At 67.8% G+C, this 25,400-nt stretch carries 27 protein-coding genes; 11 read left to right on the forward strand and 16 right to left on the reverse strand.

Annotation, left to right across the window (positions count from 1 at the left end; genetic code table 11):
• Positions 1 to 136: 136 nt before the first annotated feature.
• Positions 137 to 3,391, forward strand: coding sequence for a two-component regulator propeller domain-containing protein (locus AC1D29_RS05560; RefSeq protein WP_477894991.1), 3,255 nt, complete (start codon positions 137 to 139; stop codon positions 3,389 to 3,391).
• Here the strand turns inward: AC1D29_RS05560 and mog are convergent.
• Together mog and yjgA are read right to left on the reverse strand one after the other, a co-directional pair.
• Positions 3,388 to 3,960, reverse strand: a complete 573-nt coding sequence (gene mog / locus AC1D29_RS05565; RefSeq protein ID WP_477894993.1) for a molybdopterin adenylyltransferase — start codon at positions 3,958 to 3,960, stop codon at positions 3,388 to 3,390. The two genes, AC1D29_RS05560 and mog, sit on opposite strands and share 4 nt — an antisense overlap.
• Entirely contained in the window at positions 3,953 to 4,486 is a 534-nt protein-coding gene (yjgA, locus tag AC1D29_RS05570; RefSeq protein WP_477894995.1) for a ribosome biogenesis factor YjgA, read from the reverse strand. The genes mog and yjgA overlap by 8 nt, the downstream gene beginning before the upstream one ends.
• Before the next feature lie 337 nt (positions 4,487 to 4,823).
• Between yjgA and AC1D29_RS05575 the strand changes: the two genes are divergently transcribed.
• The 3 genes from AC1D29_RS05575 to AC1D29_RS05585 all read left to right on the forward strand — a co-directional run bounded on the left by AC1D29_RS05575 (position 4,824) and on the right by AC1D29_RS05585 (position 7,852).
• Positions 4,824 to 5,066, forward strand: a complete 243-nt coding sequence (locus AC1D29_RS05575) for a hypothetical protein (RefSeq protein ID WP_477894997.1) — start codon at positions 4,824 to 4,826, stop codon at positions 5,064 to 5,066.
• Positions 5,067 to 5,158: 92 nt separating this feature from the next.
• Positions 5,159 to 6,526, forward strand: a complete 1,368-nt coding sequence (pmbA, locus tag AC1D29_RS05580) for a metalloprotease PmbA (RefSeq protein WP_477894999.1) — start codon at positions 5,159 to 5,161, stop codon at positions 6,524 to 6,526.
• A gap of 243 nt (positions 6,527 to 6,769) precedes the next feature.
• Positions 6,770 to 7,852, forward strand: a complete 1,083-nt coding sequence (locus tag AC1D29_RS05585; protein WP_477895169.1) for a TRAP transporter substrate-binding protein — start codon at positions 6,770 to 6,772, stop codon at positions 7,850 to 7,852.
• Between the two features lie 67 nt (positions 7,853 to 7,919).
• On the opposite strand, the gene AC1D29_RS05590 is transcribed toward AC1D29_RS05585, so the two are convergent.
• The 6 genes from AC1D29_RS05590 to AC1D29_RS05615 all read right to left on the reverse strand — a co-directional run bounded on the left by AC1D29_RS05590 (position 7,920) and on the right by AC1D29_RS05615 (position 12,686).
• On the reverse strand, positions 7,920 to 9,479 hold the full coding sequence (locus AC1D29_RS05590) for a TRAP transporter large permease (RefSeq protein WP_477895171.1): 1,560 nt from the start codon (positions 9,477 to 9,479) through the stop codon (positions 7,920 to 7,922).
• Complete coding sequence (locus AC1D29_RS05595; RefSeq protein ID WP_477895001.1) at positions 9,479 to 10,087, reverse strand: TRAP transporter small permease subunit; 609 nt, start codon at positions 10,085 to 10,087, stop codon at positions 9,479 to 9,481. Before AC1D29_RS05595 ends, AC1D29_RS05590 begins: the two co-directional genes overlap by 1 nt.
• 100 nt (positions 10,088 to 10,187) lie before the next feature.
• A complete protein-coding gene (locus AC1D29_RS05600) occupies positions 10,188 to 10,532 on the reverse strand; it encodes a TIGR01244 family sulfur transferase (RefSeq protein ID WP_477895003.1) in 345 nt (114 codons plus the stop codon).
• A 10-nt stretch (positions 10,533 to 10,542) separates the two neighbouring features.
• On the reverse strand, positions 10,543 to 10,989 hold the full coding sequence (locus AC1D29_RS05605; RefSeq protein WP_477895005.1) for a GatB/YqeY domain-containing protein: 447 nt from the start codon (positions 10,987 to 10,989) through the stop codon (positions 10,543 to 10,545).
• Between the two features lie 101 nt (positions 10,990 to 11,090).
• A complete protein-coding gene (gene rpsU, locus AC1D29_RS05610; RefSeq protein WP_007833691.1) occupies positions 11,091 to 11,303 on the reverse strand; it encodes a 30S ribosomal protein S21 in 213 nt (70 codons plus the stop codon).
• Positions 11,304 to 11,468: 165 nt separating this feature from the next.
• On the reverse strand, positions 11,469 to 12,686 hold the full coding sequence (locus tag AC1D29_RS05615) for a BaiN/RdsA family NAD(P)/FAD-dependent oxidoreductase (protein ID WP_477895017.1): 1,218 nt from the start codon (positions 12,684 to 12,686) through the stop codon (positions 11,469 to 11,471).
• A gap of 213 nt (positions 12,687 to 12,899) precedes the next feature.
• Here AC1D29_RS05615 and AC1D29_RS05620 point away from each other — a divergent pair, with 213 nt between their 5' ends.
• On the forward strand, positions 12,900 to 13,913 hold the full coding sequence (locus AC1D29_RS05620; protein ID WP_477895019.1) for a GGDEF domain-containing protein: 1,014 nt from the start codon (positions 12,900 to 12,902) through the stop codon (positions 13,911 to 13,913).
• On the opposite strand, the gene AC1D29_RS05625 is transcribed toward AC1D29_RS05620, so the two are convergent.
• The 8 genes from AC1D29_RS05625 to AC1D29_RS05660 form a co-directional block, all read right to left on the reverse strand.
• The gene (locus AC1D29_RS05625; RefSeq protein WP_477895021.1) at positions 13,906 to 14,721 is read right to left on the reverse strand and encodes a sulfite exporter TauE/SafE family protein; all 816 of its coding nucleotides are present in this window, start codon (positions 14,719 to 14,721) and stop codon (positions 13,906 to 13,908) included. The genes AC1D29_RS05620 and AC1D29_RS05625 overlap by 8 nt on opposite strands.
• Positions 14,718 to 15,176: an EVE domain-containing protein gene (locus AC1D29_RS05630; RefSeq protein ID WP_477895023.1), complete on the reverse strand. Its 459-nt coding sequence runs from the start codon at positions 15,174 to 15,176 to the stop codon at positions 14,718 to 14,720. The genes AC1D29_RS05625 and AC1D29_RS05630 overlap by 4 nt, the downstream gene beginning before the upstream one ends.
• A gap of 219 nt (positions 15,177 to 15,395) precedes the next feature.
• Positions 15,396 to 15,707, reverse strand: a complete 312-nt coding sequence (locus tag AC1D29_RS05635) for a cell division protein ZapA (protein ID WP_477895025.1) — start codon at positions 15,705 to 15,707, stop codon at positions 15,396 to 15,398.
• Positions 15,704 to 15,916, reverse strand: a complete 213-nt coding sequence (locus tag AC1D29_RS05640; protein WP_477895027.1) for a DUF904 domain-containing protein — start codon at positions 15,914 to 15,916, stop codon at positions 15,704 to 15,706. The genes AC1D29_RS05635 and AC1D29_RS05640 overlap by 4 nt, the downstream gene beginning before the upstream one ends.
• A 14-nt stretch (positions 15,917 to 15,930) precedes the next feature.
• Positions 15,931 to 16,575, reverse strand: a complete 645-nt coding sequence (nth, locus tag AC1D29_RS05645) for an endonuclease III (RefSeq protein ID WP_477895029.1) — start codon at positions 16,573 to 16,575, stop codon at positions 15,931 to 15,933.
• A gap of 10 nt (positions 16,576 to 16,585) precedes the next feature.
• On the reverse strand, positions 16,586 to 17,230 hold the full coding sequence (rsxB, locus tag AC1D29_RS05650) for an electron transport complex subunit RsxB (RefSeq protein ID WP_477895031.1): 645 nt from the start codon (positions 17,228 to 17,230) through the stop codon (positions 16,586 to 16,588).
• Positions 17,227 to 18,549, reverse strand: coding sequence for a polyhydroxyalkanoate depolymerase (locus AC1D29_RS05655; RefSeq protein ID WP_477895033.1), 1,323 nt, complete (start codon positions 18,547 to 18,549; stop codon positions 17,227 to 17,229). Before AC1D29_RS05655 ends, rsxB begins: the two co-directional genes overlap by 4 nt.
• 131 nt (positions 18,550 to 18,680) lie before the next feature.
• On the reverse strand, positions 18,681 to 19,868 hold the full coding sequence (locus tag AC1D29_RS05660; RefSeq protein ID WP_477895036.1) for an amino acid aminotransferase: 1,188 nt from the start codon (positions 19,866 to 19,868) through the stop codon (positions 18,681 to 18,683).
• Positions 19,869 to 20,003: 135 nt separating this feature from the next.
• On the opposite strand from AC1D29_RS05660, the gene uvrB reads away from it, so the two are divergent.
• The 6 genes from uvrB to hscB all read left to right on the forward strand — a co-directional run bounded on the left by uvrB (position 20,004) and on the right by hscB (position 25,397).
• On the forward strand, positions 20,004 to 22,112 hold the full coding sequence (gene uvrB / locus AC1D29_RS05665) for an excinuclease ABC subunit UvrB (RefSeq protein WP_477895173.1): 2,109 nt from the start codon (positions 20,004 to 20,006) through the stop codon (positions 22,110 to 22,112).
• 185 nt (positions 22,113 to 22,297) lie between these two features.
• Positions 22,298 to 22,831, forward strand: coding sequence for a Fe-S cluster assembly transcriptional regulator IscR (gene iscR, locus AC1D29_RS05670; RefSeq protein WP_025563988.1), 534 nt, complete (start codon positions 22,298 to 22,300; stop codon positions 22,829 to 22,831).
• A gap of 24 nt (positions 22,832 to 22,855) precedes the next feature.
• Positions 22,856 to 24,076 (forward strand): IscS subfamily cysteine desulfurase, encoded by a 1,221-nt coding sequence (locus tag AC1D29_RS05675; protein WP_477895038.1) that lies wholly within the window; start codon positions 22,856 to 22,858, stop codon positions 24,074 to 24,076.
• Between the two features lie 24 nt (positions 24,077 to 24,100).
• Complete coding sequence (gene iscU / locus AC1D29_RS05680) at positions 24,101 to 24,490, forward strand: Fe-S cluster assembly scaffold IscU (protein WP_477895040.1); 390 nt, start codon at positions 24,101 to 24,103, stop codon at positions 24,488 to 24,490.
• Positions 24,491 to 24,494: 4 nt separating this feature from the next.
• On the forward strand, positions 24,495 to 24,818 hold the full coding sequence (gene iscA, locus AC1D29_RS05685) for an iron-sulfur cluster assembly protein IscA (protein WP_422015086.1): 324 nt from the start codon (positions 24,495 to 24,497) through the stop codon (positions 24,816 to 24,818).
• Between the two features lie 60 nt (positions 24,819 to 24,878).
• Positions 24,879 to 25,397, forward strand: coding sequence for a Fe-S protein assembly co-chaperone HscB (gene hscB, locus AC1D29_RS05690; protein ID WP_477895043.1), 519 nt, complete (start codon positions 24,879 to 24,881; stop codon positions 25,395 to 25,397).
• Positions 25,398 to 25,400: the final 3 nt, after the last annotated feature.

Here is a 25,400-nt window from a genome sequence, read left to right on the forward strand (position 1 = left end):
CCGCAGCGTAGAAATATGCCGTTCCGCGCCGCGGCGTCACGGCAAAACGGCGGCCGGCGTGGATGAGAATGCCGGGCTACGGGCCCTGGTGGCCCACTCCTCCCGACGGCCTGCTGTGCTCCTGCGCGAGTTCCGATTGCCGCTTTGCTATGCCTGGCGCCTGGCGCTGGGCCTGCTGCTGGCCGTGTGCTTCGGTGCCTCGCAGGCCGCGGCCGAGCCGCGCCAGCAACGCCTGGCCGACATCGCCTTCCAGCACATCGGCCAGGACCAGGGCCTGCCCAATGCGATCGCGACGGCCCTGGCCGAGGACGGCCAGGGCTTCCTGTGGATAGGCAGCCCCGGTGGCCTGTCGCGCTGGGACGGCTATCGCTTCCGCGTCTACCAGGCCGACCCGCAGCGCGATGGCGGGCTGCCCGACAACTACGTGCAGGCCTTGCACGGCGACGCGCGCGGCCGCTTGTGGGTGGGCACGACCTCGGCCGGCCTGCTGCGCCACGACCCGGCGACGGACCGCTTCATCCGCTACCCCGTGGGCGGCGAGACCGGCCTCAGCCATGTCAGCGTGCGCCAGGTGCGGGACGACGGCGACGGCGGCCTGTGGATCGTCACCGATGGTGGCCTGGACCGGCTCGACCCGGCCAGCGGCCGCATCGAGCATGCCAGCCGGGGCTGGGCCGCGGCCGCGGGCGCCCAGGTGCGTGTGCTGCTGCGCGACCGCCGCGGCGCGCTGTGGCTGGGCAGCGCGGCCGGCCTGTTCCGCCGCGAGCCCGGTGCGCAGACGCTGGAGTCTGTGCCGCTGCGCGCCGGTGCCACCGTGCAACCCGAGGTGCTCACGCAGGACAGCGCCGGGCGCATCTGGGTGGGCAGCCTGCAGCATGGCGTCTTCATGCTGGCCGACGACGGCCGCGCGGCGGCTGCGGCGGTGCGTGAGCGCGCGATGCCCGATGGCCTGGACCTGCTGAGGGACAGCCAGATCGCCGGCCTGACCGAGGTGCAGCCCGGCGAGATGTGGGTCGCGACGCTGAGCCAGGGCCTCGTCGCGCTGGATGTCGCCCAGGGCGACACGCGCCGCATCCGCCACGTGGCGGCCTGGCCCATGAGCCTGGCGGACAACGCGCTGCGCGCGCTGTACCGCGACCGGGCCGGCCTGGTCTGGGTTGCAACCAACCGCGGCCTGAGCCGCTACGACCCGCGCCAGACGGCCGTGCTGACCCGCTTCGGCGTGGTGCCCGACGGCGTGGATGCGATGGACGCCCGCATCGTCAGCACCGAGATCAGCTGGATACAGCCCATGCCCGAGGGCCGCATCTGGATGGGCACGCACAAGAACGGCATCGACATCGTCGACGCCAACGGCGCCCGCATCGCAGCGCTGCGGCCCGACGCCAACCGGCCCGACACGGCGCTGCCGGCGGACATCGTGCTGGCGATGGCGCCCGCGCCGGACGGCGGCCTTTTCATCGGCACCAAGCGCGGCCTGTACCGGGCAGACGCGGCCGGCCGGCGCGTCAGCCGCGTGCTGCTGAGCGGCCGGGACCCGGCGGCATCGGTCTGGGCCCTGCTGGCCGACGGCGATGATTTGTGGGTGGGTGGCCAGACGGATGGGCTGTGGCGGCTGGACCTGCGCAGCGGCCAGGCCGAGGCGGTCAAGCCGGCCGCGCCCGGCCTCAGCGACGAGCGCGTCACCGTGATGGCGCGCGACGCGCATCAGCGCGGCGTGCTGTGGGTCGGCACCCGCCATGGGTTGAACCGCGTCGACCTGGCCGGCCGCACCGTCACGCAATGGTTGCCGGGGCCGGTGCGGGCAGGGCACCTGGCGGCCGGGTTCATCACGGCACTGCTGACCGATGAAGCCGGCCGGCTCTGGGTCGGCAGCTATGGCGGCGGCATCGACGTGCTGCCGGCCCGGGGCCGTGGGGCGCCGCGGCGTGTGGGCACGCCCCAGGGCCTGCCCGACAGCACGGTCAACGCGCTGCTGCAGGACTTGCAGGGCCGCGTCTGGGCCAGCACCGACAACGGCCTGGCCCGCATCGACGCGCAGACGCTGCAGGTGCTGGCGTTGCGGCGCGCCGAGGGTGTCGTCTTCCCGACCTACTGGACCGGCTCGGCCGCCCGCACCGGCCGCGGCGAACTGCTGTTCGGCGGCGCCGGTGGCATGACGGTCGTGCAGCCGGAAAGGCTGCAGGTCTGGAGCTACCGGCCGGCGGTGCTCGTCACCGACGTGAAGCTGGGCGGGCAGCCGGTTCACGTCGGCGCCGACGGCCGGGCGCTGAGCGTGGCGCCGGACGCCAACAGCCTGAGCGTCGAGTTCTCGTCGACGGACTTCTCGGCGCCGGAGCGCAACCGCTATGCCTTCAAGCTGGACGGCTATGACGCCGACTGGGTGGCGACGGACGCGACGCGCCGGCTCGCGGGCTATGCCAACCTGCCGCCGGGCGACTACCGGCTGCGGCTGCGTGCGTCCAACCGCGACGGCCAATGGGGCGAGCGCGAGCTGGCCCTGCCCATCCGCGTGCTGCCGGCCTGGCACCAGACCTGGTGGTTCCGGGCCGTGGGGGTGCTGGCGCTGGGCCTGCTGATGCTGGCGGCCGTGCGCGTGCGCACGCGGCTGCTGCGCCACCGCCAGCGTGACCTGGAGCACAAGGTGCGCCAGCGCACGGCCGAGCTGGAGGCGCTGCACCGCACGCTGGAGGAGAAGTCCGCCCAGCTGCAGATGAGCAGCGTGACCGACCCGCTGACCGGTCTGCACAACCGCCGCTTCCTGTCCGACCACATCGAGCAGGACCTGGCCGCCAGCCTGCGCCGCGCCCAGGAGACGCTGGCCGCCGGTGGCCAGCCGCTGGACACGGACAACGTCTTCCTGCTGCTGGATGTCGACGCCTTCAAGCGCATCAACGACCGTTACGGCCATGCGTCGGGCGATGCGGTGCTGGTGCAGTTCGGCGCGCGGCTGCGCTCGGTGCTGCGCGAGTCCGACTACCTGGTGCGCTGGGGCGGCGAGGAGTTCCTGGCCGTCGCGCGCGACACGGACCGCGTGCGCGCCGCGGAGCTGGCCGAGCGCATGCGCGCTGTCATCGCCGACACGCCTTTCACGCTGGATGACGGCAGCGAGATGGCGGTCAGCTGCTCCATCGGCTTCGCCTGCGTGCCTTTCGAGCTGGAGCGGCTGCAGGGGAAGAGCTGGCAGCAGGTCGTCAACCTGGCCGACCTGGGCCTGTATGCCGCCAAGCGGTCCGGCCGGGATGCCTGGGTGGGGGTGCACACCGCCACGGGGCGCGGCGCCATTGGCCAGCGCGTCGTGGGGGGCTTTGGCCTGAGCAGCAACCGCAGCCTGGACGACGTCGCGGCCGCGATTGCCTCACCGGCAGAGCCCGGCGAGCTGGTGGACTAGGCGGCCGGCGGCCGCTGCGCGCTCTTGGGGCGGAAGGCCTTGCAGACCTCGTCGCGCGTTTCCAGGTAGGGCCCGCCGATCAGGTCGATGCAATAGGGCACGGCGGCAAAGATGCCGCTGGCCTTCTCGTGGCCGGCCAGCGTCTCGGCGATGGCCTTGGGCTGGCCCGGCAGGTTGATGATCAGCGCGCGGCCTCGGATGACGGCGACCTGGCGCGACAGGATGGCCGTCGGCACGAAGTGCAGCGAGATCTGGCGCATCTGCTCGCCGAAGCCCGGCATCACGCGGTCGGCCACGGCCAGCGTCGCCTCCGGCGTCACGTCGCGCGGCGCGGGGCCGGTGCCGCCGGTGGTCAGCACGAGGTCGCAGCGCTCGGCGTCGACCAGCTCGGTCAACGCGGCCGAGATGCCGGCCTGCTCGTCCGGGATCAGCCGCGGCACGAAGCTGATGGGGTTGTGCAGCGCGCCGGTCAGCCAGTCCTTCAGCGCCGGCAGCCCTTTGTCTTCGTAGACGCCGGTCGACGCGCGGTCGCTGATGGAGACGATGCCGATGCGAACCGCGTCACTCATCCGCCGCCACCTCGCTGGTCTTGATGAACTGGAACAGCTCGCGGAAGGCGCGGCCGCTGCGCTTCTCGGGCTCGTTGGCCGCGTCCTTGCGGGCCGCGCGCACGAGGTTGCGCAGCTGCTGGATGTCGACGTCGACATGCTCGTTCAGAAACTCCTGCAACGCGCCGTCGTCGGCCAGCAGGCGCTCGCGCCAGCGCTCCGACTGGTGCAACCGCAGGCTGTCCTGTGCATGGCCCAGCTTGAAGGCGGCCACGGCCTCGCGCACGGGCTCGGGGTCGATCTTGCGCATCAGCTTGCCGATGTACTGGATCTGCCGGCGCTTGCCCTCGAAGTTGGTGATCTTCTTGGCCGCCTTGAGCGCGTCGCTCAGGATTTCGGGCAGGGCCAACGGCTCCCAGCGCGACTCAGGGAGCTCGAGCAGGTCCTCGCCGAGCTTTTGCAGCGCGGTCATGTCGCGCTTGAGCTGGCTCTTGCTGGGGCGGTCGAAGTCGTCGTCGTCTTCGAATTCAGGGATGTCTTCTTGCATTGGGGGCCGTGTTCGGACGAGACCTGGGATTGTCGCCCACCTCGAATCCAGCACCCTCATGCCACAAGCTCTGCGCCTCCTGTTCGCTTGCGCCGTACTGGCCAGCACCGCCCACGCGGCCGCAGCGCCAGCCCAGCAGGTGCCGGATGGCCGCGCTTGCGCACAGCAACCCGGCGTCGCAGCGCGGCATTCGAGCAGGGCATGACACCCAGCGTGGTGTTCGAGGGCGAGACACAGGCTCAGCCGCTGAGCGCCCGCATGGCAGCGCAGCGCGTGCCGGGACTGTGGCGGTGATCCGCGCCGGCCAACTGCCGGTTCGCTGGTCAAGCCCGCCACGTTGCTCGCGGCGCCGCGTCTGGCGGCCGCCGGCCGGCTGGACCGGGACCGCGATGTCGACGGCTCGCTGCGCAGCGTGCAGCTGTCCGCGGGCAAGCAAAGTGCCGAGCATCCCGTGACGCTGCGGCCCACACGGCCGGCATCACGCCGGGCGGCTATCCCGGCTATGCGCAGCGCCGGTGGTGCCGTCACGCTGCAGCTCTATGGCCAACAGGGCGTGCGGGAGCCGGACGCCAGGCCATGAGCCCGTCCCGCCTTGAGGGTTGGCGCAGCGCGACCGGCGGCCATGATTTCTTGCGGCCTATGATTGCCGCCCACCCCGATTCAGTGCCTTTCATGTCCCAAGCCAAAGACGGTTTCGCCTACAGCCCCGAGCAGTTTCAGCAGTGGATCGCAGACGCCTTGGCCGAGGCGAAGAAACTCGGCGCGAGCGATGCCGGCGCCGAGGTGTCGGAGGGCTGCGGCCTGTCGGTGTCGGCGCGCCTGGGTCAGCTGGAGAACGTGGAGCGCAACCGCGACAAATCGCTGGGCATCTCCGTCTACCTGGGCCAGCGCCGCGGCAATGCCAGCACGTCGGACTTCTCGGCGCAGGCCATCCGCGACACCGTCCGCGCGGCGTACGACATCGCCCGCTTCACGGCCGAGGACGAGTTCGCCGGCCTGCCGGATGCCGATGACCTCGCGCTGGACGCGGCGCTGCGGCCCGAGCTGGATCTGTTCCACCCCTGGGCCATCGACGCGGCCGGAGCCGCCGAGATCGCGCTGCGCTGCGAGGCCGCGGCGCTGGGCGTGGACAAGCGCATCACCAACAGCGAGGGCGCAGCCGTGTCGGCCCAGCAGTCGCACTTCTGGATGGGCAACACGCGCGGCTTCCAAGGCGGCTACGCCAGCTCGCGGCATTCACTGTCCGTGGCACCCATCGCCGGGCGCGGTGCCGGCATGCAGCGCGACGCCTGGTACAGCTCCATGCGCGATGCGGCCGACCTGGCCTCGGCCGAGGCCGTGGGCCGCTATGCGTCGGAACGTGCGCTCTCCAGGCTGAAGGCGCGCAAGGTCGCGACGGCCGAGATCCCCGTGCTGTTCGAGAGCACAGTGGCTATCGGCCTGCTCGGAGCCCTGGTGCAGGCGACCAGCGGCGGCGCGCTGTACCGGCGCACCAGCTTCCTGCTCGACAGCCTGGGCCAGAGCGTCATGGCGCCGCACATCGACATCAGCGAGGACCCGCACGTGGCCAAGGGCAAGGGCAGCTCGCCGTTCGACGACGAGGGTGTCGTGACCCGCGCACGTTCGGTCGTCCAGGGCGGCGTGCTGCAGGGCTATTTCCTGTCCAGCTATTCGGCGCGCAAGCTGGGCATGAAGACGACCGGTCATGCCGGCGGCTCGCACAACCTGCGCATGACCAGCCGCGCCACCGCGCCCGGCGACGACCTGCCGACGATGATCCGTCGCCTGGGCCGCGGCCTGCTCGTCACGGAGCTGATGGGGCAGGGCGTGAACTACGTGACCGGCGACTACTCGCGCGGCGCCAGCGGCTACTGGGTCGAGAACGGCGAGATCGCCTACCCGGTCCACGAGGTGACCATCGCCGGCAACCTGAAGGACATGCTGCAGCACATTGTCGGCATCGGCGCCGACGAGTACACGATGGGCACCAAGACCGTCGGTTCGGTGCTGGTCACCGGCATGAAGCTGGCCGGCAATTGAAGCCCATCGCCCCGCCTGGCCTTGCTGCACGCAGGCTGGTCTGGTCGGTCCCCCGAGGGGACGGCGATGCTCGCGGCATCGAGCCGCGAGCACATCGCCCGGCGGGCCGGCTTGGGAGCGGCCCGTCGCTCGGCCCGATACGTTGGGCGCCGGGGTAAATCCGGGCCGCGACGCGCGATGCGGCGTTCCAGAATCGCCCCGTCTTTTCTCTTTGCAAACTGATAACAGGAGACATCCATGTCCATGGAACGCCGTTCCTTCGTGCGCCACGCCGGTATCGCCGGTGTGCTGGCTGCCGGCGCCGCGCCCGCCATCGTGCACGCCCAGGCGCAGGTGCGCTGGCGCCTCGCGTCGAGCTTCCCGAAATCGCTGGACACCATCTTCGGCGCCGCCGACGTGTTCGCGAAGAAGGTCTCGGAGATGACGGGCGGCAAGTTCCAGATCTCCGTGCATGCCGGCGGCGAGATCGTGCCGGCGCTGCAGGTGGTCGACGCGGTGCAGAACGCCACCGTCGAGATCGCGCACACGGCGCCCTACTACTTCTTCGGCAAGGATGAGACCTTTGCGCTCGGTTGCGCCATCCCGTTCGGCCTGAACAGCCGTCAGATGACGGCGTGGATGGTGGAAGGCAACGGCATGAAGCTGATGCGCGAGTTCTACCGCAACTACAACATCATCAATTTCCTCGGCGGCAACACCGGTGCGCAGATGGGCGGCTGGTATCGCAAGGAGATCAAGAGCATCGCCGACGTGAAGGGCTTGAAGATCCGCATCGGCGGCTTCGCCGGCCGCGTCATGGAGCGCCTGGGTGCCGTGCCGCAGCAGATCGCCGGTGGCGAGATCTACTCCGCGCTGGAGAAGGGCACCATCGACGCTGCCGAATGGGTCGGCCCCTATGATGACCAGAAGCTGGGCTTCAACAAGGTCGCGCCCAACTACTACTACCCCGGCTGGTGGGAGGGCGGCCCAGAGCTGGACTTCTTCATCAACACCAAGGCCTATGACGGCCTGTCGACCGAGTACAAGGCCGTCATCGAGGCCGCGTCCGCCATGGCCCACATCGACATGCAGGCCAAGTACGACGCCAAGAACCCGGCCGCGCTGAAGCAGCTGGTCGGCTCGGGTACCAAGCTGTTCCGCTTCCCCAAGGACGTGATGGACGCTGCTTTCAAGGAGTCCATGGCGATCTACGGCGAGCTGTCGGCCAAGAACCCGAACTGGAAGAAGGTCTACGAGGACTATGCCAACTTCCGTCGCGACCAGAACCTGTGGTTCCGCTTCGCCGAGGCGGGCTTCGACGACTTCATGCAGTCGCAGAAGCTCTGACCGGTTCGCCACTCAGGCAAACGAAAGCCCCGCGTCGCGGGGCTTTTTTCATGGGCGCTCGCAGCCGCTACTTCTTCGCCGCGTCCTCCAGTGCGCGGCGCACCGCGTCACCGTCGTCCAGGGGCGCGCTGGCGCTGGACGCCGGTGGCTCGGGGATGAACAGCTTGCTCGCATCGTCCGAGCTCATGTCGGCCGGCTTGTCGTGGCCGCCCATCTGCTGCAGCAGCTCCGACGCCTGGTTCATGTCGACCGCCTTCTCCTTGTCGAGGAAGACCGTCACCGTCTGCGGGAAGAAGATGACGATGGCCACCAGGATGAGCTGCATGAACACCCAGGGAATGGAGCCCATGTAGATGTCGCTGGACAGCACCTTCTTCGGGATGGAGCCGTTCTTGAACAGCGTGTCCGAGATGCCACGCAGATAGAACAGCGCGAAGCCGAACGGCGGGTGCATGAAGCTGGTCTGCATGTTCACGCACAGCATGACGCCGAACCAGACGAGGTCGATGCCCATCTTGTCGGCCACCGGCCCGAGCAGCGGCAGGATGATGAAGGCGATCTCGAAGAAGTCGAGGAAGAAGGCCAGGAAGAAGATGAACAGGTTGACGACGATCAGGAAGCCGATCTGGCCGCCCGGCAGGTCGCTGAGCATGTGCTCGATCCAGCGCCCGCCCTCGACACCCTGGAACACCAGCGAGAAGGTGCGCGAGCCGATCAGGATGAACACCACCATGGCCGTGATGCGCATGGTGCCCAGCATGGTGTCCTTGATCAGCGGCCAGCTCAGGCGCTTGTGCAGGCCGGCCAGGATGAAGGCACCCACCGCACCCATCGCGCCGGCTTCGGTCGGCGTGCAGATGGCCGTGTTGATGCCCGGCAGGCCGCCCATGGAGCCCAGCACGGCGAAGATCAGCACGGCCGAAGGGATGATGCCGCGCAGGCACTTCTTCCACAGCGCCCAGCCCTGCAGCGTGCGCGCCTCCTTGGGCACGCCCGGCACATGGTGCGGCTTCACGCGGCTCAGCACGAAGGTGTAGAGCGCGAAGATCAGCACCTGCAGGATGGAAGGACCCCAGGCGCCCTTGTACATGTCGCCCACCGAGCGGCCGAGCTGGTCCGCCAGCACGACCAGCACCAGCGACGGCGGCACCAACTGCGTGATCGTGCCCGACGCGGCCAGCACGCCGGTCGCGTAGCGCATGTTGTAGCCGTAGCGCATCATGACTGGCAGCGAGATCATGGCCATCGCGATGACCTGGCCCGCCACCGTGCCGGTGATGGCGCCGAGGATGAAGCCGACGATGATGACCGAGTAGCCCAGGCCGCCGCGCACGGGGCCGAACAGCTGGCCCATCGAATCGAGCATGTCCTCCGCGAGGCCGCATTTCTCCAGCAGCGAGCCCATCAGCGTGAAGAAGGGGATCGCCAGCAGCAGGTCGTTGGACAAGATGCCGAAGACGTTCTGCGGCAGCGCGCTCATGAACTCCGGCGGGAACCAGCCCTGGCTCACCGCGAAGAAGCCGCAAGCCAGGCCCAGCGCGGCCAGCGAGAACGCGACCGGGAAGCCGATCAGCATGACCAGGATCAGCCCCGCAAACATCAGCGGCGGGAAGCTCTCCATCGAGATCATTGCAGGGGCCTCTCGTAATGGATGTCCATGTCGAACTTGTGCGCGAGCCAGGCGACGCGCTTGATGATCTCGGCCACGCCCTGCAAGGCGACGAGCGCGAAGCCCAGCGGCAGCACCAGCACGGCCGGCCAGCGGATCAGGCCACCGGCATTGCTCGACACCTCACCGGAGGTCAGCAGCTTGAGCCAGTAGCCCGTGAAGCCGAGGCTGGCGACCGAATCAGTGGCCGTCATGCCCGTGCTGAGCTTGACGATGAACAGGCCCCATGACAGCCAGGCCATGTAGCAGATCACCGGCATCAGGAAGACGACGAGGCCGAACAGGTCGACATAGACCTTGCCATGCCCCGTGAGCCGGCTGTAGACCAGGTCCACGCGCACATGCTCGTTGAGGCGCAGCACTTGCGCGGCGCCCAGCATCACGCAGGTCGCGAACAGATACCACTGAATTTCCAGGAACGAGTTGGAGCTGTAGTCCAGCCCGTAGCGGACGACGGCGTTGGCGGCACTGATGAAGCAGGACAGCAGCACGGCCCAGGCGGCAAGCTTGCCGAAGCGGTCGTTGAGGCTGTCGATGCGCCGCGCCAGGGAGAGCAGGGCGTTCATGGGGCTGGGTGAGGAGAAAGCAAAGCGGCCGCCAATGTAGCGACCGCTTGAGGGGCGACGGCTTCTTTGAGCCGTCGTTCAGGGTAAGCCCCGACGGGGTTCAGCCGAGTTGCTGTGCCTGCAGGAAGAGGCGAGTCGAACGCGCGCCGGAGCGGCAGAAGACCAGCAGCGGGCGCGGCAGCTCTTCCAGCAGCCGGGCGAAGGCAGCGATCTCCTCCGGCGACTGGTAGCCACCCGCGACCGGCAGGTGGCGGTACGTCAGGCCAGCCGCCTTGGCGGCCGCTTCGATGGCGGCCGAGGTGGGCTGGTCCGGGCCATGCTCGAAATCGGGCCGGTTGTTGACGACGCTCTTGAAGCCCATCGCCGCGGCCTCGGCCATGGCTTCGGGGCTCAACTGCGGCGCGGCACAGATGTCGGGTGTCAGCGCTTGCAGGGGCAGGCTCATCGCGCGCTCCTCACTTGGCCAGCGCGGCCTTGACCGCGGCCGACACCGTGCTCATCTCGGCCGAGTTGCCGAGTGCGGCCTTGGCGGCGGCCATGACCTTGCCCATGTCGCCCGGGCCGCTAGCGCCCAGCTCGGTGACGATGGCGGCGACCTTCTCGGCCACGGCTTCGGCCGACAGCCGCTCGGGCAGGTAGACCTGGAGCACGGCCAGCTCGGCGGTCTCCTTGGCGACGAGGTCATCGCGGCCTGCGGCGGCGAACTGGCTGATCGAATCCTTGCGCTGCTTGATCAGCTTGTCGACGATGGCCACCAGCGCGATGTCGTCCACGACGACGCGCTCGTCCACTTCCTTCTGCTTGACGGCAGCCAGCAGGCCGCGGATGGTCAGCAGCCGGTCGGCTTCCTTGGCGCGCATGGCGGCCTTCATGTCTTCGGTGATGCGGTCTTTCAGGCTCATGGGGAGATCCAGTTCGAAAAGACAAAAACCCGCGACAGCGTCCTGTGGCGGGTCTTGGAGTCAACCGGAGCGGGTGAGGCTCCGGGTCGCGTCAGAGACGATCAGTACAGCTTCTTGGGCAGCTGCATGCTGCGCACACGCTTGTAGTGGCGCTTGACGGCCGCAGCCTTCTTGCGCTTGCGCTCGGCGGTGGGCTTCTCATAGAACTCGCGGGCGCGCAGGTCGGTCAGCAGGCCCAGCTTTTCGATGGTGCGCTTGAAGCGACGCAGTGCGACGTCGAACGGCTCGTTTTCCTTGACGCGGATGGTGGTCATTTATTTCCTTCGGATTGCGCTCGGTGTTCGCGGCTGGGATCAGCAGCAGGTTCCGGATTACTGCTTCTCTTCAGTCTTCTTCGAGAAGTGCAGCGAATCGACGCGCGGGTTTGCCAGCAAAGCCGAGGATTGTAGCCGGGAAATCAAGGACTTGCCAAGATTTGCTCAGGCAGGGGCTGAGGCGTCCGCCATGGCGTGCGCGCAGGCCGCCGCGCTGGCCCAGGCCCACTGGAAGTTGTAGCCACCCAGCCAGCCGGTCACGTCCACCACCTCGCCGATGAAATACAGGCCCGGCAGGCGTTTGCTCTCCAGCGTCTGTGAGCTCAATTCGCGGGTAGAGACGCCCCCGCGCATGACCTCGGCCTTGCGCCAGCCCTCGTCGCCGCTGGGCATCAGCTGCCAGTCATGCACGCTGCGGCCCAGGCGCTGCAGGTCGGCGTCGCGACATTCGGCCAGCGGCCGGCTGGCGTCCAGGCCCGCGCGCTCCAGCCACGCGGCGGCCAGGCGCTGGGGCAGGCGGGCGGCGAGCTCGTTGCCAAGCTGGCGACGCGACGCGCCCTTGGCCTCGACGAGTTCCTTGTCCAGCTGCAGCTCGGGCATCAGATTGATCTGCAAGGCCTGGTCGGCCGTGCGGTAGCTGGAGATCTGCAGGATGGCCGGGCCGCTCAGGCCGCGGTGCGTGAACAGCAGGTCCTCCAGGAAGCGGCCGCGCGCCTTGCCGCTGCCGCAGGACACCTCGACCGGCAGCGACAGCCCGGCCAGCGCCGCGAACGGCGCCCAGGTGTCGACGTCAAAGGTCAGGGGCACCAGCGCCGGCCGCGGCTCGACGATCGCGTGTTCGAAGCGCTTGGCCAGGCGCAGGCCCCAGTCGCTGGCGCCAATCTTCGGGATCGACAGCCCGCCGGTCGCGACGACCACGCGCGGGGTGCGCACCGGCCCCTGGCTGGTGTCCAGCTCAAAGCCGCCTTCAGCCACGCGACGCACGTCGGCCACCGTGCAGGGCTGCCAGCGCGTCACGCCACCTGCATCGCAGTCCTTGACCAGCATCTGGATGATCTGCTCGCTGGCGTCGTCGCAGAACAGCTGGCCCTTGTGCTTTTCGTGGAAGGCGATCCCGTGGCTCTGCACCAGCTTGATGAAGTCCTGCGGCGTGTAGCGCGCCAGCGCCGAGCGGCAGAAGGCTGGGTTGTCGGACAGGAAATTCGCCGGTCCCGCCTCGCGATTCGTGAAATTGCAACGCCCGCCGCCAGAGATACGGATTTTTTCAGCCAGGCGTGGCGCGTGGTCGATCAACAGCACTCGCAGCCCGCGTTGCCCCGCCAAGCCCGCGCAGAACAGCCCTGCCGCGCCTGCGCCCACCACCACCGCATCGAAAACCTGCATATGCCTCCACGCTGAACGGGGCGATTGTCGCGGGTGGCTCTGGCGAAACTCGCTACGATGCAGCCGTGGTAACTGAAGGGCCTTCTAGGGGGGAGGCCCGATTCGTGGGGTGGTACGGCCTTGCTGGGCGCGCCGAGGCCCCACTACAGTCCTTCGACCCCTGGTTGCGGCCGGGTTCTCCCCTGTGCCGCGCGACCCCATCAAAACGATTTCATGGACATGACTGCCGCCCAGACCGCGATGCAGCCGCAGCCCGGCAGCTTGGCCCAGTGGCTGAGCGCGCACGCCGAACTCGGCCACGAGGCGCTGGCGGGGCTGGTGTCGTTGATCGAGCCGCTGGGCAGCCAGGCGGCGATCAAGACGGTGGCCAACGGCCGCTACGTGTTTGCGAGCGTCGGGCTGGCGCAGCTGTTCGAACGCGAAGACGTCATCGGCCACACCGATGCCGAATTGCTCAAGGCCGATGAGACCACGGCGCTGCGCCGCGTCGAGCAGACCGTGATGGCCCAGCGCCACCCGGTCGTCAGCGAGCACAAGCTGGAGATCAACGGCCGCCGTCGCGAATTCAGCGTCACGCGCCTGGCGCTGGGCCAGGACTTCCTGCTGTCGGTCTGGCATGAGCGCACCGAGGAGCGCCATCGCGAGGCCCACCTGCAGCGCGCGCTGGCGCAGATCGAGCAGCAGCAGAGTTCCATCGAGCAGATCCGCCGCGAGCTGCAATTGGGCTCCGGCCGCGATGACGTCTCCGGCCTGTACATGCGGCCGCAGTTCGACGACCAGTTGCTGCGCGAGATCGACCTGTCCTCGCGCGAACACCGCGAGTTCGCGCTGGTCGTCATCGCGCTGGACGGATCGCCTTCCGTTGCCAGCCTGGGTGACGACGCCCAGCAGCGCCTGCTCGAAGGTATAGGTCGCATGCTGCGCGCCAACACGCGGGCGATGGACTCGGCCTGCCGCATCGGCGCGCAGCGCTTCGCGGTGCTGCTGTCGGGCGTGGGCCTGGCGACGGCGCATGCGCGCATGGAGCAGCTGCGCCGCCAGTGCGCGGCGCAGATCGTCGTGCTGAACGGGCAGGACCTGGGCCTGTCAATCTCCATGGGCGTGTCCAGCTTCCCGCACACGGCCTCGCGCCAGGACGAGTTGATGGCTGCGAGCGAGGCCGCCGTGCACGAGGCCCAGCGCCGTGGCGGCAACCAGGTCGTGCTGGCCTCCATCGCCTTCAGCTGAGCCCGGCGATCCCCTGCCAGAGCATGTAGGCGGCGAGCGCGAACAGCAGTGTCGCGAACGCCTTCTTCAGCTGGGCGACATCCATGGCATGCGCCGCGCGGGCGCCCAGCGGCGCCATCGTCACACTGGCCGCGGCGATCAGCGCCAGCGCCGGCAGGTAGAGGTAGCCGAACGAGCCGGGCAGCGCCGGCGCCATGCCCCAGCCGCCGATGACATAGCCCAGCGTGTTGGCGACTGCGATCGGAAAGCCCAGCGCCGCGCTGGTCGCCACGGCCAGATGCACGGGCACGTTGCACCAGACCATGAAGGGCACGCTGACGAAGCCGCCGCCCGCACCGACAAGGCCGGACAGCAGGCCGATGCCTGCCCCGGCGCCGAACTGACCGGCCGGGCCGGGCATCTGCCGGCTGGGCGCCGGGCGCCTATTGCGCAGCATCTGCCAGCCCGAGAAGCTGACGAAGGCCGCGAACACCAGCGCCAGCCACGCACCCTTGATCAGCGCGAACAGACCCGCGCCGGCCAGCAGGCCGCCGATCAGGATGCCTGGCGCCAGCCCCTTGACGAGGTCCCAGCGCACGGCGCCGCGCTTGTGGTGGGCGCGCACGCTGGACAGCGACGTGAACATGATGGTGGCCATCGAGGTGGCGATGGCCATCTTCACGGCAAGGCCAGGCTCGACGCCGCGCTGGCCCAGGATGAACGTCAGCAGCGGCACCATCAGCATGCCGCCGCCTATGCCCAGCAGCCCGGCGAGAAACCCGGCGGCAAGACCCAGCGCAAGCAGTTCCGCGATCAGCGTGGCCGTCATGCGGCGTGCAGCCGCTTCATCACGGCCCGCCACTCGGCGGGCGTGACCGGCGTGATCGACAGCCGGTTGCCTCGCTGCAGCGTCTGCATCTCCGCCAGCTCGGGGGCCTCGCGCATTTCCTTCAGGCTCAGCAAGCGCGTCGTTTCGCGCCAGCGCACGTCGACGTGAACCCAGCGCGGCGCCTCGGGCTTGGATTTGGGGTCGAAGTAGTGGCTTGCGGCGTCGAACTGCGTCGCGTCCGGATAGGCCGCGCTGCAGACCTCGGCCAGGCCCGCGATGCCGGGCTCCGGACAGGACGAGTGATAGAACAGTACACCGTCGCCGAGGCGCATTTCGTCGCGCATGAAGTTGCGCGCCTGGTAATTGCGCACGCCGGTCCAGGGCAGGGTGCCGGCACGTTCCAGGTCGAGGATGGAAGCCTCATCGGGCTCCGACTTCATCAGCCAGTAGTTCATGGGCTGATGCTAAGGGAGGGGAGGGTGTCCACCGCAATCCTGGGGGCCGAGATCCTGAACACCCAGGGGTAATCAGGTGGGCGAAGTCAGCCGGGCTTCGGGTTCATCTGACGCGAGACGATCACGCCCGCCCGGCATTTTCCAAGCCCTTGCTCATAGAGCATCGGATGAAGGAAATAAAGCCCCGGGGAAAGCGATGGACGGCGTGAATTCTAAGGCTCAGAGGAGCTGGCCATCGTGTCCGAGGGCTTCATCCAGGCGCTTGATGAGGGTATCGACCTCGGGTGACGAAACAGGCGTAGGAGCGGCCGGTTGCCGCGTCGCTTCGCGGGGCGCCTCGGCGAGCTGGTAGGCCAGGTTCAGCGCGGCCAGCACGGCGATGCGTTCCCGGGCCTTGACCTTGCCGGCGTCGCGGATGGCGCTCATCTCGCGATCCACCTGGGCCACGGCCGAGGTCAGCGCGGCCTCGCCGCCTTCCGGGCAGCCGAGCAGGTAGCTCTGGCCCATGATGATCACTTCCATCTGCTTCATGGCAGCTCTTCTTTCGGGGCTTCGACCGGCAGCCGCTCCAGCAGCGCGTCCACGCGGGCGCGTGCCGCGTTCAGGCGCGAGCGCAGGCTGTCGCGCTCCTGCGTGATGGCGGTGAGCTGCACCTGCAGCAGCAGGTTGGTGCGCAGGATTTCGTCGTGTCGCACGAGCAGGCGCTCAACGCGGTCAGTCAGGTCGGTGAGGCTGGCCATGGAGGGGCTTGTGATCAGGCGGGGGCCGATTTTAGGAGGCGTCCGGTATCGCACTCGGCGACGACGGCACAAACATTGCACAACGGCTTGCGCGCCTGGCAGACATAGCGGCCGTGCAGGATCAGCCAGTGGTGGGCATCGACGAGATAGGCCTCGGGCACGCGGTCCAGCAGGCCCAGCTCGACAGCCAGCGGCGTCTTGCCGGGCGCCAGGCCCGTGCGGTTGCCGACGCGGAAGATGTGCGTGTCGACGGCCATCGTCGGCTCGCCGAAGGCGACGTTCAGCACGACGTTGGCGGTTTTGCGGCCCACGCCGGGCAGGGCTTCCAGGTCGGCTCGCGAGCGTGGCACCTCGCCGCCGTGCAGATCGATGAGCATCCGGCAGGTCTGCAGCAGGTGCTTGGCCTTGCTGCGGTACAGGCCGATGGTCTTGATGTGCGACTCCAGGCCGTCCTGGCCTAGCGCGAGGATCTGCGCCGGCGTGTTGGCGATCGCGAACAGGCGCCGGGTGGCCTTGTTGACGCCCACGTCCGTGGCCTGGGCGGACAGCAGCACGGCCGTGAGCAGCTCGAAGACGCTGGCGAATTCCAGTTCGGTCTGGGGCGCCGGGTTGGCGGCCTTCAGGATGGCGAAGAAGCGTTCGACTTGGGCACCGTTCATGCCGTGATTGTCAGCCGCGTTTGGCGCGTGCCCGGGCGAGCGCGGCCTCGATGGCGGCGCGCTTGCGGTCAAGCTGGGCAGGGTCGGTGATGGCCGATGCGGCGGGCAGATCGGCCAGCTTGGCCTCGGCCTTGGCGGCCAGGCGAGCTTCGTTTTCCTCGGCCTCGCGGTGGCGGCGGAACTGGCGAAAGCCGTAGCGCTCGCGGGCTTCGTCGGCCTGCGGCTGGCTCCAGGCGGCCCAGCCGGTGGTCGTCGTGGCCTCGGGCATGGAGATGCAGTCGACCGGGCAGGCCGGCACGCACAGCTCGCAGCCGGTGCACTGCGCCGCGACGACGACGTGCATGGCCTTCGGCGCGCCGACGATGCAGTCCGCCGGGCAGGCCTTGATGCACAACGTGCAGCCTATGCACCAGGCCTCGTCGATGACGGCGACGCCGCGCGTGGCTTCAACGCCGTTGGCGGGGTTCAGGGGGTGGGCGGTGCGACCCGTGATCGCCGCCAGGCGTGCCACGCCCTCGGCGCCGCCGGGCGGGCACTGGTTGATGTCGGCCTCGCCCGCGGCGACGGCTTCAGCGTAGCGACGGCAGTCCGGGTAGCCGCAGCGGGTGCATTGGGTCTGCGGCAGTGCGGCGTCGATCAGCTCGGCAAGGCTCACGCTTTGCGCTTGCGGGCCGGCGACGATTTGGCGGTGGCTTTCGTCGCAGTGACCTTGGCCGTCTTCTTCAGCGGCGTGGCCTCGTACTTGGCGATGAAGTCGCACACCTGCGGGTAGACGTTGTCGCGCCAACGGCGGCCCGAGAAGATGCCGTAGTGGCCCGCGCCAATCGCGTCGTAGTGGAACTGATGCTGCTTGGGCACGCCGGAGCACAGCTCATGGGCAGCCTTGGTCTGGCCGGCGCCGGAGATGTCGTCCAGTTCACCCTCGACGGTCAGCAGCGCGGTCGTCGTGATGTCCTGCGGGCGCACCAACTGGCCGTCGACCTCCCAGGTGCCGTTGACCAGCGCGAAGTCCTGGAAGACGGTCTTGATGGTGTCCAGGTAGTACTCGGCCGGCATGTCCAGCACGGCGTTGTACTCGTCGTAGAAGCGGCGGTGCGCCTCGGCGCCTTCGTCGTCGCCGCGCACCAGGTCCAGGAAGTAGTCGTAGTGCGAGGACAGGTGGCGGTCCGGATTCATCGCGACGAAGCCGGTGTGCTGCAGGAAGCCGGGGTAGACCGCGCGGCCGGCGCCGGGGAAGTTGGTCGGCACGCGGTAGATGACGTTGGTCTCGAACCAGCTGTAGCTGCGGTTCATGGCCAGGTTGTTGACGGCGGTCGGGCTCTTGCGGGCGTCGATGGGGCCGCCCATCATGGTCATGCTGCGCGGCGTGGGCTCGCCGCGGCTGGCCATCAGCGAGATGGCGGCCAGCACCGGCACGGTGGGTTGGCAGACGGAGATCACGTGGCTGTCGGCGCCGCCCACGTGGCGGATGAACTCCTGCACGTAGGCGATGTAGTCGTCCAGGTGGAAAGGGCCCACGTCCAGCGGCACCATGCGCGCGTCCGTCCAATCGGTGATGTAGACCTTGTGGGTCTTCAGCAGTTGCTTGACCGTCTCGCGCAGCAGCGTGCTGTGGTGGCCGGACAGGGGCGCGACGACCAGGACCGTGGGCTGGTCCTTCATGCGGGACAGCACGGCCAGTTCGTCCGTGTAGCGCTTGAAGCGCAGCAGGCGGCAGAAGGGCTTCTCCAGCGCGACCAGCTCCTGCACGGCAACGTCGACGCCGTCGACCTCGACCGACTTGATCTCGAACTCGGGCTTCTCGTAGTCCTTGGCCAGGCGGTGCGCCAGGTCCAGGCCGGCCGACAGGCGCTGTGCCATCGGCGTGTGCGCAAACGGCGACAGCGGGTGGCTGTAGAGCTTGGCCGACGCGGCAGCAAACTCCGAGAAGGGGCTGAGCAGTGCGCGCTGGGTTTCGAAGAGCTGATACAGCATGGCAAAACCTTGAACTAGGGGCCGGGGAATGCGTGGATGGTGCCAGAAAACGCTTTCGCCCTTGTGCGCTGCAACATCAGGACGGCGGTCAAACCGCCAATCCTGCGCACTTCACTGGTGCGAAAAGGGGTTCAGCCCTGAATGACGGCGGCCATCGCAGCGGCCACCGTGGGCAGATTGCCCTCGTTCAGTGCGGCCACGCAGATGCGGCCCGAATCCACGCCGTAGACGCCGAACTCGCTGCGCAGGCGCTGCATCTGGGTGGCGTTCAGGCCCGAATAGCTGAACATGCCCAGCTGCTCGGTGACGAAGCCCAGGTCTTGCGTGACGCCAGCGGCCTTCAGCGCGGCCACGAGCGCCGAGCGCATGGCCTTGATGCGCACGCGCATGCCGGCCAGCTCTTCTTCCCACAGGCCGCGCAGCTTGTCGTCGGCCAGCACCTGGGCGACGACCTGGGCGCCGTGCGTCGGCGGGTTGGAGTAGTTGGTGCGGATCATGATCTTCAGCTGCGACAGCACGCGCACGGCCTCTTCGTCACTGGTGCAGACGACGCTGAGCGCGCCGACGCGCTCGCCGTACAGCGAGAAGCTCTTGGAGAAGCTGGTCGAAACGAAGAAGCCCACGCCGGCGGCCATGAACTGGCGCACCGCTTCGCCGTCTTCCTTCAGGCCGAAGCCGAAGCCCTGATAGGCCATGTCCAGGAAGGGCGTCAGGCCCTTTGCCTTGACGGTGGCGACCACCTGGGCCCACTGGGCGGCCGTGATGTCGTAGCCGGTCGGGTTGTGGCAGCAGGCGTGCAGCACGACGACCGTGCCGGCCGGCGCCGCGTTAAGCGCGGCCAGCATGCCGTCGAAGTTGATACCCTTGTTGGCGGCGTCGTAATAGGGGTAGGTCTCGACGGTGAAGCCGGCCTGCGTGAACAGCGCACGGTGGTTCTCCCAACTCGGGTCGGAGATCAGCACCTTGGAGCCGGGGTTGAGCTGCTTCAGGAAGTCGGCGCCGATCTTCAGCGCGCCCGTGCCGCCCAAAGCCTGCACGGTGGCGACGTTCTTCAGCTCGCTGCCGAAGACCAGCTTCTGCACGGCCTTGTCATAGGCGGCGATGCCGTCGATGGGCAGGTAGCCGCGCGGCTTGGGGGCGGCGGCCATGGCGGCCTCGGCTTCGCGCACGCATTTCAGCAGCGGCAGCTTGCCGGCCTCGTCGTAGTAGACGCCCACGCCGAGGTTGACCTTGCCCGGGCGGGTGTCGGCGTTGAACTGCTCGTTCAGGCCGAGGATGGGATCACGGGGGGCAAGGGCGACGTCGGCGAAGAGTGACATGGATGTTTCCTGAAGGGACGTTGGCAGGAGGGGGAGGGCGTTGGGGCGGGGCCTGCGCTACCCTGCCGGATTGCGCAGCGCAGCAATTTTGCCCTCTAACCCAGGGATTCCCCCATGCAAGAAGCCTTGAACGTCATGCCGGCCCCCGAGGGCGACACGGAGGAACGCAAGGGCGAGTTCGTCAGCTTCGAAGGCTCGCCGTTCCAGCTGTTCCAGCCTTTTCCTCCTGCGGGGGATCAGCCGGCGGCCATCAACCAGCTCGTCGAGGGCATCAACGACGGCCTCAGCTACCAGACGCTGCTGGGCGTGACCGGCTCCGGCAAGACCTTCACGATGGCCAACGTCATCGCCCGCCTGGGCCGCCCCGCTATCGTGTTCGCGCCCAACAAGACGCTGGCGGCGCAGCTGTACAGCGAGTTCCGGGATTTCTTTCCGAACAACGCGGTTGAGTATTTCGTCAGCTACTACGACTACTACCAGCCCGAGGCCTACGTGCCGCAGCGCGACCTGTTCATCGAGAAGGACAGCGCGATCAACGAGCACATCGAGCAACTGCGCCTGTCCTGCACCAAGAGCCTGCTTGAGCGACGCGACGTGGTCATCGTCGCGTCCGTGTCGGCCATCTACGGCATCGGCAACCCGAGCGACTACCACCAGATGGTGATGACGCTGCGCACGGGCGACAAGATGGGCCAGCGCGACGTCATCGCGCAGCTGATCCGCATGCAGTACACGCGCAACGAGATGGAGTTCGTGCGAGGCCACTTCCGCGTGCGCGGCGACACCATCGACGTGTTCCCGGCCGAACATTCCGAGCTGGCCATCCGCATCGAGTTGTTCGACGACGAGATCGAGGGCTTGTCGCTGTTCGACCCGCTCACCGGCCAGATCCGCCAGAAGATCCCGCGCTTCACGGTCTACCCCAGCAGCCATTACGTGACGCCGCGCGAGCGCGTGCTGGCCGCCACCGACGCCATCAAGGCGGAGTTGCGGGAGCGCGTCGACTTCTTCGTCAAGGAAGGCAAGCTCGTCGAGGCGCAGCGCGTCGAGCAGCGCACGCGCTTCGACCTGGAAATGTTGCAGGAGGTGGGCCACTGCAAGGGCATCGAGAACTACACGCGGCATCTGTCCGGCGCCGAGCCGGGCGACCCGCCACCCACGCTGGTGGACTATCTGCCCAAGGATGCCATCATGTTCCTGGACGAGAGCCACGTGCTGATTGGCCAGTTCGGCGGCATGTACAACGGCGACCGGGCACGCAAGACGACGCTGGTGGAGTACGGCTTTCGCCTGCCTTCCGCGCTGGACAACCGGCCGCTGAAGTTCGCCGAGTTCGAACGCAAGATGCGCCAGGCGGTGTTCGTGTCGGCCACGCCGGCTCAGTATGAGCAGGACAACGCCGGCCAGGTGGTCGAGCAGGTCGTGCGACCCACCGGTCTGGTCGATCCCACCGTCGAGGTGCGTCCGGCGACGCATCAGGTGGACGACGTGCTGCAGGAGATCCGCCTGCGCGTGGAGGTCAACGAGCGCGTGCTGATCACGACGCTGACCAAGCGCATGGCCGAGCAGCTGACCGACTACCTCAGCGACAACGGCGTCAAGGTGCGTTACCTGCACTCGGACGTGGACACGGTGGAGCGCGTCGAGATCCTGCGCGACCTGCGGCTGGGCGCCTTCGACGTGCTGGTGGGCATCAACCTGCTGCGTGAAGGTCTGGACATTCCCGAGGTGTCGCTGGTGGCCATCCTGGACGCCGACAAGGAAGGCTTCCTGCGCGCCGAGCGCAGCCTGATCCAGACGATCGGCCGCGCGGCGCGCAACCTGAACGGCAAGGCCATCCTGTACGGTGACCGCATCACCGAGTCGATGCGCAAGGCCATCGGCGAGACGGAGCGCCGCCGCGCCAAGCAGATCGCCTTCAACGAGGAAAACGGCATCACGCCGCGCAGCGTGCAAAAGCGCATCAAGGACCTCATCGACGGCGTGTACTCCGCCGAATCCGGCCGCGACGACGCCAAGCTGCTGGCGGCGGCCAAGATCGAGGACTTGTCCGAGAAGGATCTGGCCAAACGTATTGCCCAGCTGGAGAAGCAGATGCTGGAGCACGCGCGCAACCTGGAGTTCGAACAAGCCGCCCGCATTCGCGATCAGCTGGGCCAACTGCGCGAGCAGGCCTTCGGCGCGCGCGTGCACGACAACATCGTGCCCCTGGACAGCGCGCGAAAGGCCGACGCACCTCGCTGAGGCTGCTGCGGCGCAGCAAAGGCCCGCCATTTCCTAGGGCTACCCACCGGCCATGGGAAGTGGCCGAGTAGTCGAGTAAAATCATCGGAAATGATTCGCTCGGCTATTGTCCAGGCGTCCCGGGTTAACCCGAAATCATTTGTCCAGGACAAATCCTGGTCGTGCCATCTCGCAAAGGAGTTTTTATGCGTCTCACTACCAAAGGCCGGTTTGCAGTCACCGCGATGTTGGACTTGGCGCTGCGCGAGAATACGGGTCCCGTGGCCCTGGCAGCGATCAGCCAAAGGCAGCAGATTTCGCTGTCCTACCTGGAGCAGCTGTTCGGCAAGCTGCGCCGCCATGAGCTGGTGGAAAGCACCCGCGGCCCGGGCGGCGGTTACTCGCTGGGCCGCAAGGCCGAAGACATCACCGTCGCCGACATCATCGTCGCCGTGGACGAGGCGCTGGACGCCACCGGCTGCGGCGGCAAGGAAAACTGCATGGGTGAAGACAGCGGCCGCTGCATCACCCATGAACTCTGGACCAACCTGAACGCCAAGATGATCGAGTACCTCGACTCCGTGTCCCTGCGCAAGCTTGCCGATGAGCAACTGGCCAAGGGCTTCGAGGTCGAGGCTGCGCCGGTCAAGCGCGCCATCTCCTCGCAGCCGGTGCTCAAGCCCATCCGCGTGACGGCGCCGAACTCGGTCTTCGCGCTGGGCGGCGCGTTCAGCAAGTAAGAAAAACTCAAAAGAAGTCGTTCCATGGACATGACCCCGCACTTCCCCATCTACCTCGACTACGGCGCGACGACGCCGTGCGATCCCCGCGTGGTGGACGCGATGATTCCCTGGTTGCGCGAGCATTTTGGCAACCCGGCGTCGCGCAGCCACGCCTGGGGCTGGGAAGCGGAAGAAGCAGTCGAGAAGGCGCGCGTGCAGGTCGCCGAGCTGATCGGCGCCGACCCGCGCGAGATCGTCTGGACTTCGGGCGCCACCGAGTCCAACAACCTGGCGCTGAAGGGCGCCGCGCAGTTCTACAAGACGCGCGGCAAGCACCTGATCACCGTCAAGACCGAGCACAAGGCCGTGCTCGACACGATGCGCGAGCTGGAGCGCCAAGGCTTTGACGTGACCTACCTCGACGTGCTGGAAAACGGCCTCGTCGACCTGGAAGCCTTCAAGGGCGCACTGCGCCCGGACACCATCCTGGCGTCGGTCATGTACGTGAACAACGAGATCGGCGTCATCCAGGACGTCGTCGCTTTAGGCAACCTGTGCCGCGAGCGCGGCATCATCTTCCACGTCGACGCGGCCCAGGCCACCGGCAAGGTCGCCATCGACATGGCCAAGCTGCCCATTGACCTGATGAGCCTGGCCTCGCACAAGACCTACGGCCCCAAGGGCATCGGCGCGCTGTACGTGCGCCGCAAGCCGCGCGTGCGCCTGGAAGCGCAGATGCACGGTGGCGGCCACGAGCGCGGCATGCGCTCCGGCACGCTGCCGGTGCACCAGATCGTCGGCATGGGCGAAGCCTTCCGCATCGCCCGTGAGGAGATGGGCACGGAAAGCGAACGCATCCGCGCGCTGCACAACAAGCTGATCCAGGGCCTGTCGGGCATCGAGCAGACCTTCATCAACGGGGACCTGGAACAACGCGTCCCGCACAACTTGAACATCTCGTTCAACTACGTCGAGGGCGAGTCGCTGATCATGGGCGTCAAGGGCCTGGCGGTGTCGTCGGGCTCGGCCTGCACATCGGCGAGCTTGGAGCCCAGCTATGTGCTGCGCGCGCTGGGCCGCTCGGACGAACTGGCGCACTCATCCCTGCGCATGACCATCGGCCGTTTCACGACCGAAGAAGAAATCGACTACGCGATCAGCGTGCTGACCGACCGCGTGGCCAAGCTGCGCGAACTGTCCCCGCTTTGGGACATGTACAAAGACGGCATCGACATCTCGACCATCCAGTGGGCTGCCCACTGATCGTCGTCGACACAGGAGAACACCATGGCATACAGCGAAAAGGTCGTTGACCACTACGAGAACCCCCGCAACGTCGGCAAGTTCGACAACGGCGACGACGTCGGCACCGGCATGGTCGGTGCGCCCGCCTGCGGCGACGTGATGAAGCTGCAGATCAAGGTCAACCCGGCGACGGGTCTCATCGAGGACGCCAAGTTCAAGACCTACGGCTGCGGCTCGGCCATCGCCTCCAGCTCGCTCGTGACCGAGTGGGTCAAGGGCAAGAGTCTGGACGAGGCGTTGACGATCAAGAACACGCACATCGCCGAAGAACTGGCGCTGCCGCCGGTCAAGATCCACTGCTCCATCCTGGCCGAAGACGCCATCAAGGCCGCGGTGGACGACTACCGCGCCAAGCACGCGACCGTCGCCTAAATCCATGTCGGTCACCCTCACCGAAGCCGCCGCTCGCCACGTCAAGCGCTACATCGCCAAGCGCGGCAAGGGCGTGGGCGTTCGCCTGGGCGTGAAGACGACGGGCTGCTCGGGCCTGGCCTACAAGCTCGAATACGCCGACGACGTGGCGCCCGAAGACGTGATCTTCGAAGGCCATGAGGTCAAGATCCTCATCGACCCCAAGAGCTTGCCTTACCTTGACGGCACTGAGCTGGACTTCGTGCGCGAAGGCCTGAACGAAGGCTTCAAGTTCCGCAACCCGCGCGAGAAAGACAAGTGCGGCTGTGGCGAGTCCTTCCGTGTCTGAACCTCGCTGACTCCATGACAGGCGCGGTGTGAACCGCGCCTTTTGCTTTTTCCCCTCGCCATGCGCCTGACCGACAACGACTTCCAGCTCTTCGGCCTGCCTGAGACGCAGGCCCAGGTGCGCGCCGACATCGACGCGCGTTGGAAGGCGCTGCAGGCCGAGGTCCACCCCGACCGCTTCGCCGCCGAGGGCGCCGCCGCCCAGCGCGTGGCCATGCAATGGGCCATGCGCGTCAACGAGGCTCACCAGCGTTTGCGCGATCCGCTCAGGCGTGCCGCCTACCTGTGCGAACTGCGCGGCGCACCCGTGCAAGCCGAGAACAACACGCAAATGCCCGCGGCATTCCTGATGCAGCAGATGGCATGGCGCGAGGCGCTCGACGAGGCCGACGGCGAAGCCGCGCTGCAGTCTCTGGACGACGACGCGGCGCAAGCAGAATCCGCGGCGCTCGCCAATGTGCTGCGCCTGCTTGACGAGGTCGGCGATGCGCCGGCCGCCGCTTCCCAGGTCCGCGCGCTGATGTTCATCCAGCGCTTCCGTGCCGACATCGATCAGCGCCTCGCCGCGCTTGACGCTTAAAAC

Source organism: Roseateles sp. P1_C6 (assembly GCF_056406315.1).

Excerpts from the sequence above, each read along its gene's own strand:
- AC1D29_RS05660 (WP_477895036.1), bottom strand. The coding sequence starts at position 19,868 with ATGTCACTCTTCGCCGACGTCGCCCTTGCCCCCCGTGATCCCATCCTC.
- pmbA (WP_477894999.1), top strand. The coding sequence starts at position 5,159 with ATGTCCCAAGCCAAAGACGGTTTCGCCTACAGCCCCGAGCAGTTTCAG.
- nth (WP_477895029.1), bottom strand. The coding sequence starts at position 16,575 with ATGAACGGTGCCCAAGTCGAACGCTTCTTCGCCATCCTGAAGGCCGCC.
- AC1D29_RS05655 (WP_477895033.1), bottom strand. The coding sequence starts at position 18,549 with ATGCTGTATCAGCTCTTCGAAACCCAGCGCGCACTGCTCAGCCCCTTC.
- hscB (WP_477895043.1), top strand. The coding sequence starts at position 24,879 with ATGCGCCTGACCGACAACGACTTCCAGCTCTTCGGCCTGCCTGAGACG.
- AC1D29_RS05625 (WP_477895021.1), bottom strand. The coding sequence starts at position 14,721 with ATGACGGCCACGCTGATCGCGGAACTGCTTGCGCTGGGTCTTGCCGCC.
- AC1D29_RS05615 (WP_477895017.1), bottom strand. The coding sequence starts at position 12,686 with ATGCAGGTTTTCGATGCGGTGGTGGTGGGCGCAGGCGCGGCAGGGCTG.
- AC1D29_RS05620 (WP_477895019.1), top strand. The coding sequence starts at position 12,900 with ATGGACATGACTGCCGCCCAGACCGCGATGCAGCCGCAGCCCGGCAGC.
- yjgA (WP_477894995.1), bottom strand. The coding sequence starts at position 4,486 with ATGCAAGAAGACATCCCTGAATTCGAAGACGACGACGACTTCGACCGC.
- AC1D29_RS05605 (WP_477895005.1), bottom strand. The coding sequence starts at position 10,989 with ATGAGCCTGAAAGACCGCATCACCGAAGACATGAAGGCCGCCATGCGC.
- AC1D29_RS05595 (WP_477895001.1), bottom strand. The coding sequence starts at position 10,087 with ATGAACGCCCTGCTCTCCCTGGCGCGGCGCATCGACAGCCTCAACGAC.
- iscR (WP_025563988.1), top strand. The coding sequence starts at position 22,298 with ATGCGTCTCACTACCAAAGGCCGGTTTGCAGTCACCGCGATGTTGGAC.
- AC1D29_RS05640 (WP_477895027.1), bottom strand. The coding sequence starts at position 15,916 with ATGGCCAGCCTCACCGACCTGACTGACCGCGTTGAGCGCCTGCTCGTG.
- AC1D29_RS05635 (WP_477895025.1), bottom strand. The coding sequence starts at position 15,707 with ATGAAGCAGATGGAAGTGATCATCATGGGCCAGAGCTACCTGCTCGGC.
- AC1D29_RS05600 (WP_477895003.1), bottom strand. The coding sequence starts at position 10,532 with ATGAGCCTGCCCCTGCAAGCGCTGACACCCGACATCTGTGCCGCGCCG.
- mog (WP_477894993.1), bottom strand. The coding sequence starts at position 3,960 with ATGAGTGACGCGGTTCGCATCGGCATCGTCTCCATCAGCGACCGCGCG.
- iscU (WP_477895040.1), top strand. The coding sequence starts at position 24,101 with ATGGCATACAGCGAAAAGGTCGTTGACCACTACGAGAACCCCCGCAAC.
- iscA (WP_422015086.1), top strand. The coding sequence starts at position 24,495 with ATGTCGGTCACCCTCACCGAAGCCGCCGCTCGCCACGTCAAGCGCTAC.
- rpsU (WP_007833691.1), bottom strand. The coding sequence starts at position 11,303 with ATGACCACCATCCGCGTCAAGGAAAACGAGCCGTTCGACGTCGCACTG.
- AC1D29_RS05585 (WP_477895169.1), top strand. The coding sequence starts at position 6,770 with ATGGAACGCCGTTCCTTCGTGCGCCACGCCGGTATCGCCGGTGTGCTG.
- AC1D29_RS05630 (WP_477895023.1), bottom strand. The coding sequence starts at position 15,176 with ATGAACTACTGGCTGATGAAGTCGGAGCCCGATGAGGCTTCCATCCTC.
- AC1D29_RS05675 (WP_477895038.1), top strand. The coding sequence starts at position 22,856 with ATGGACATGACCCCGCACTTCCCCATCTACCTCGACTACGGCGCGACG.
- uvrB (WP_477895173.1), top strand. The coding sequence starts at position 20,004 with ATGCCGGCCCCCGAGGGCGACACGGAGGAACGCAAGGGCGAGTTCGTC.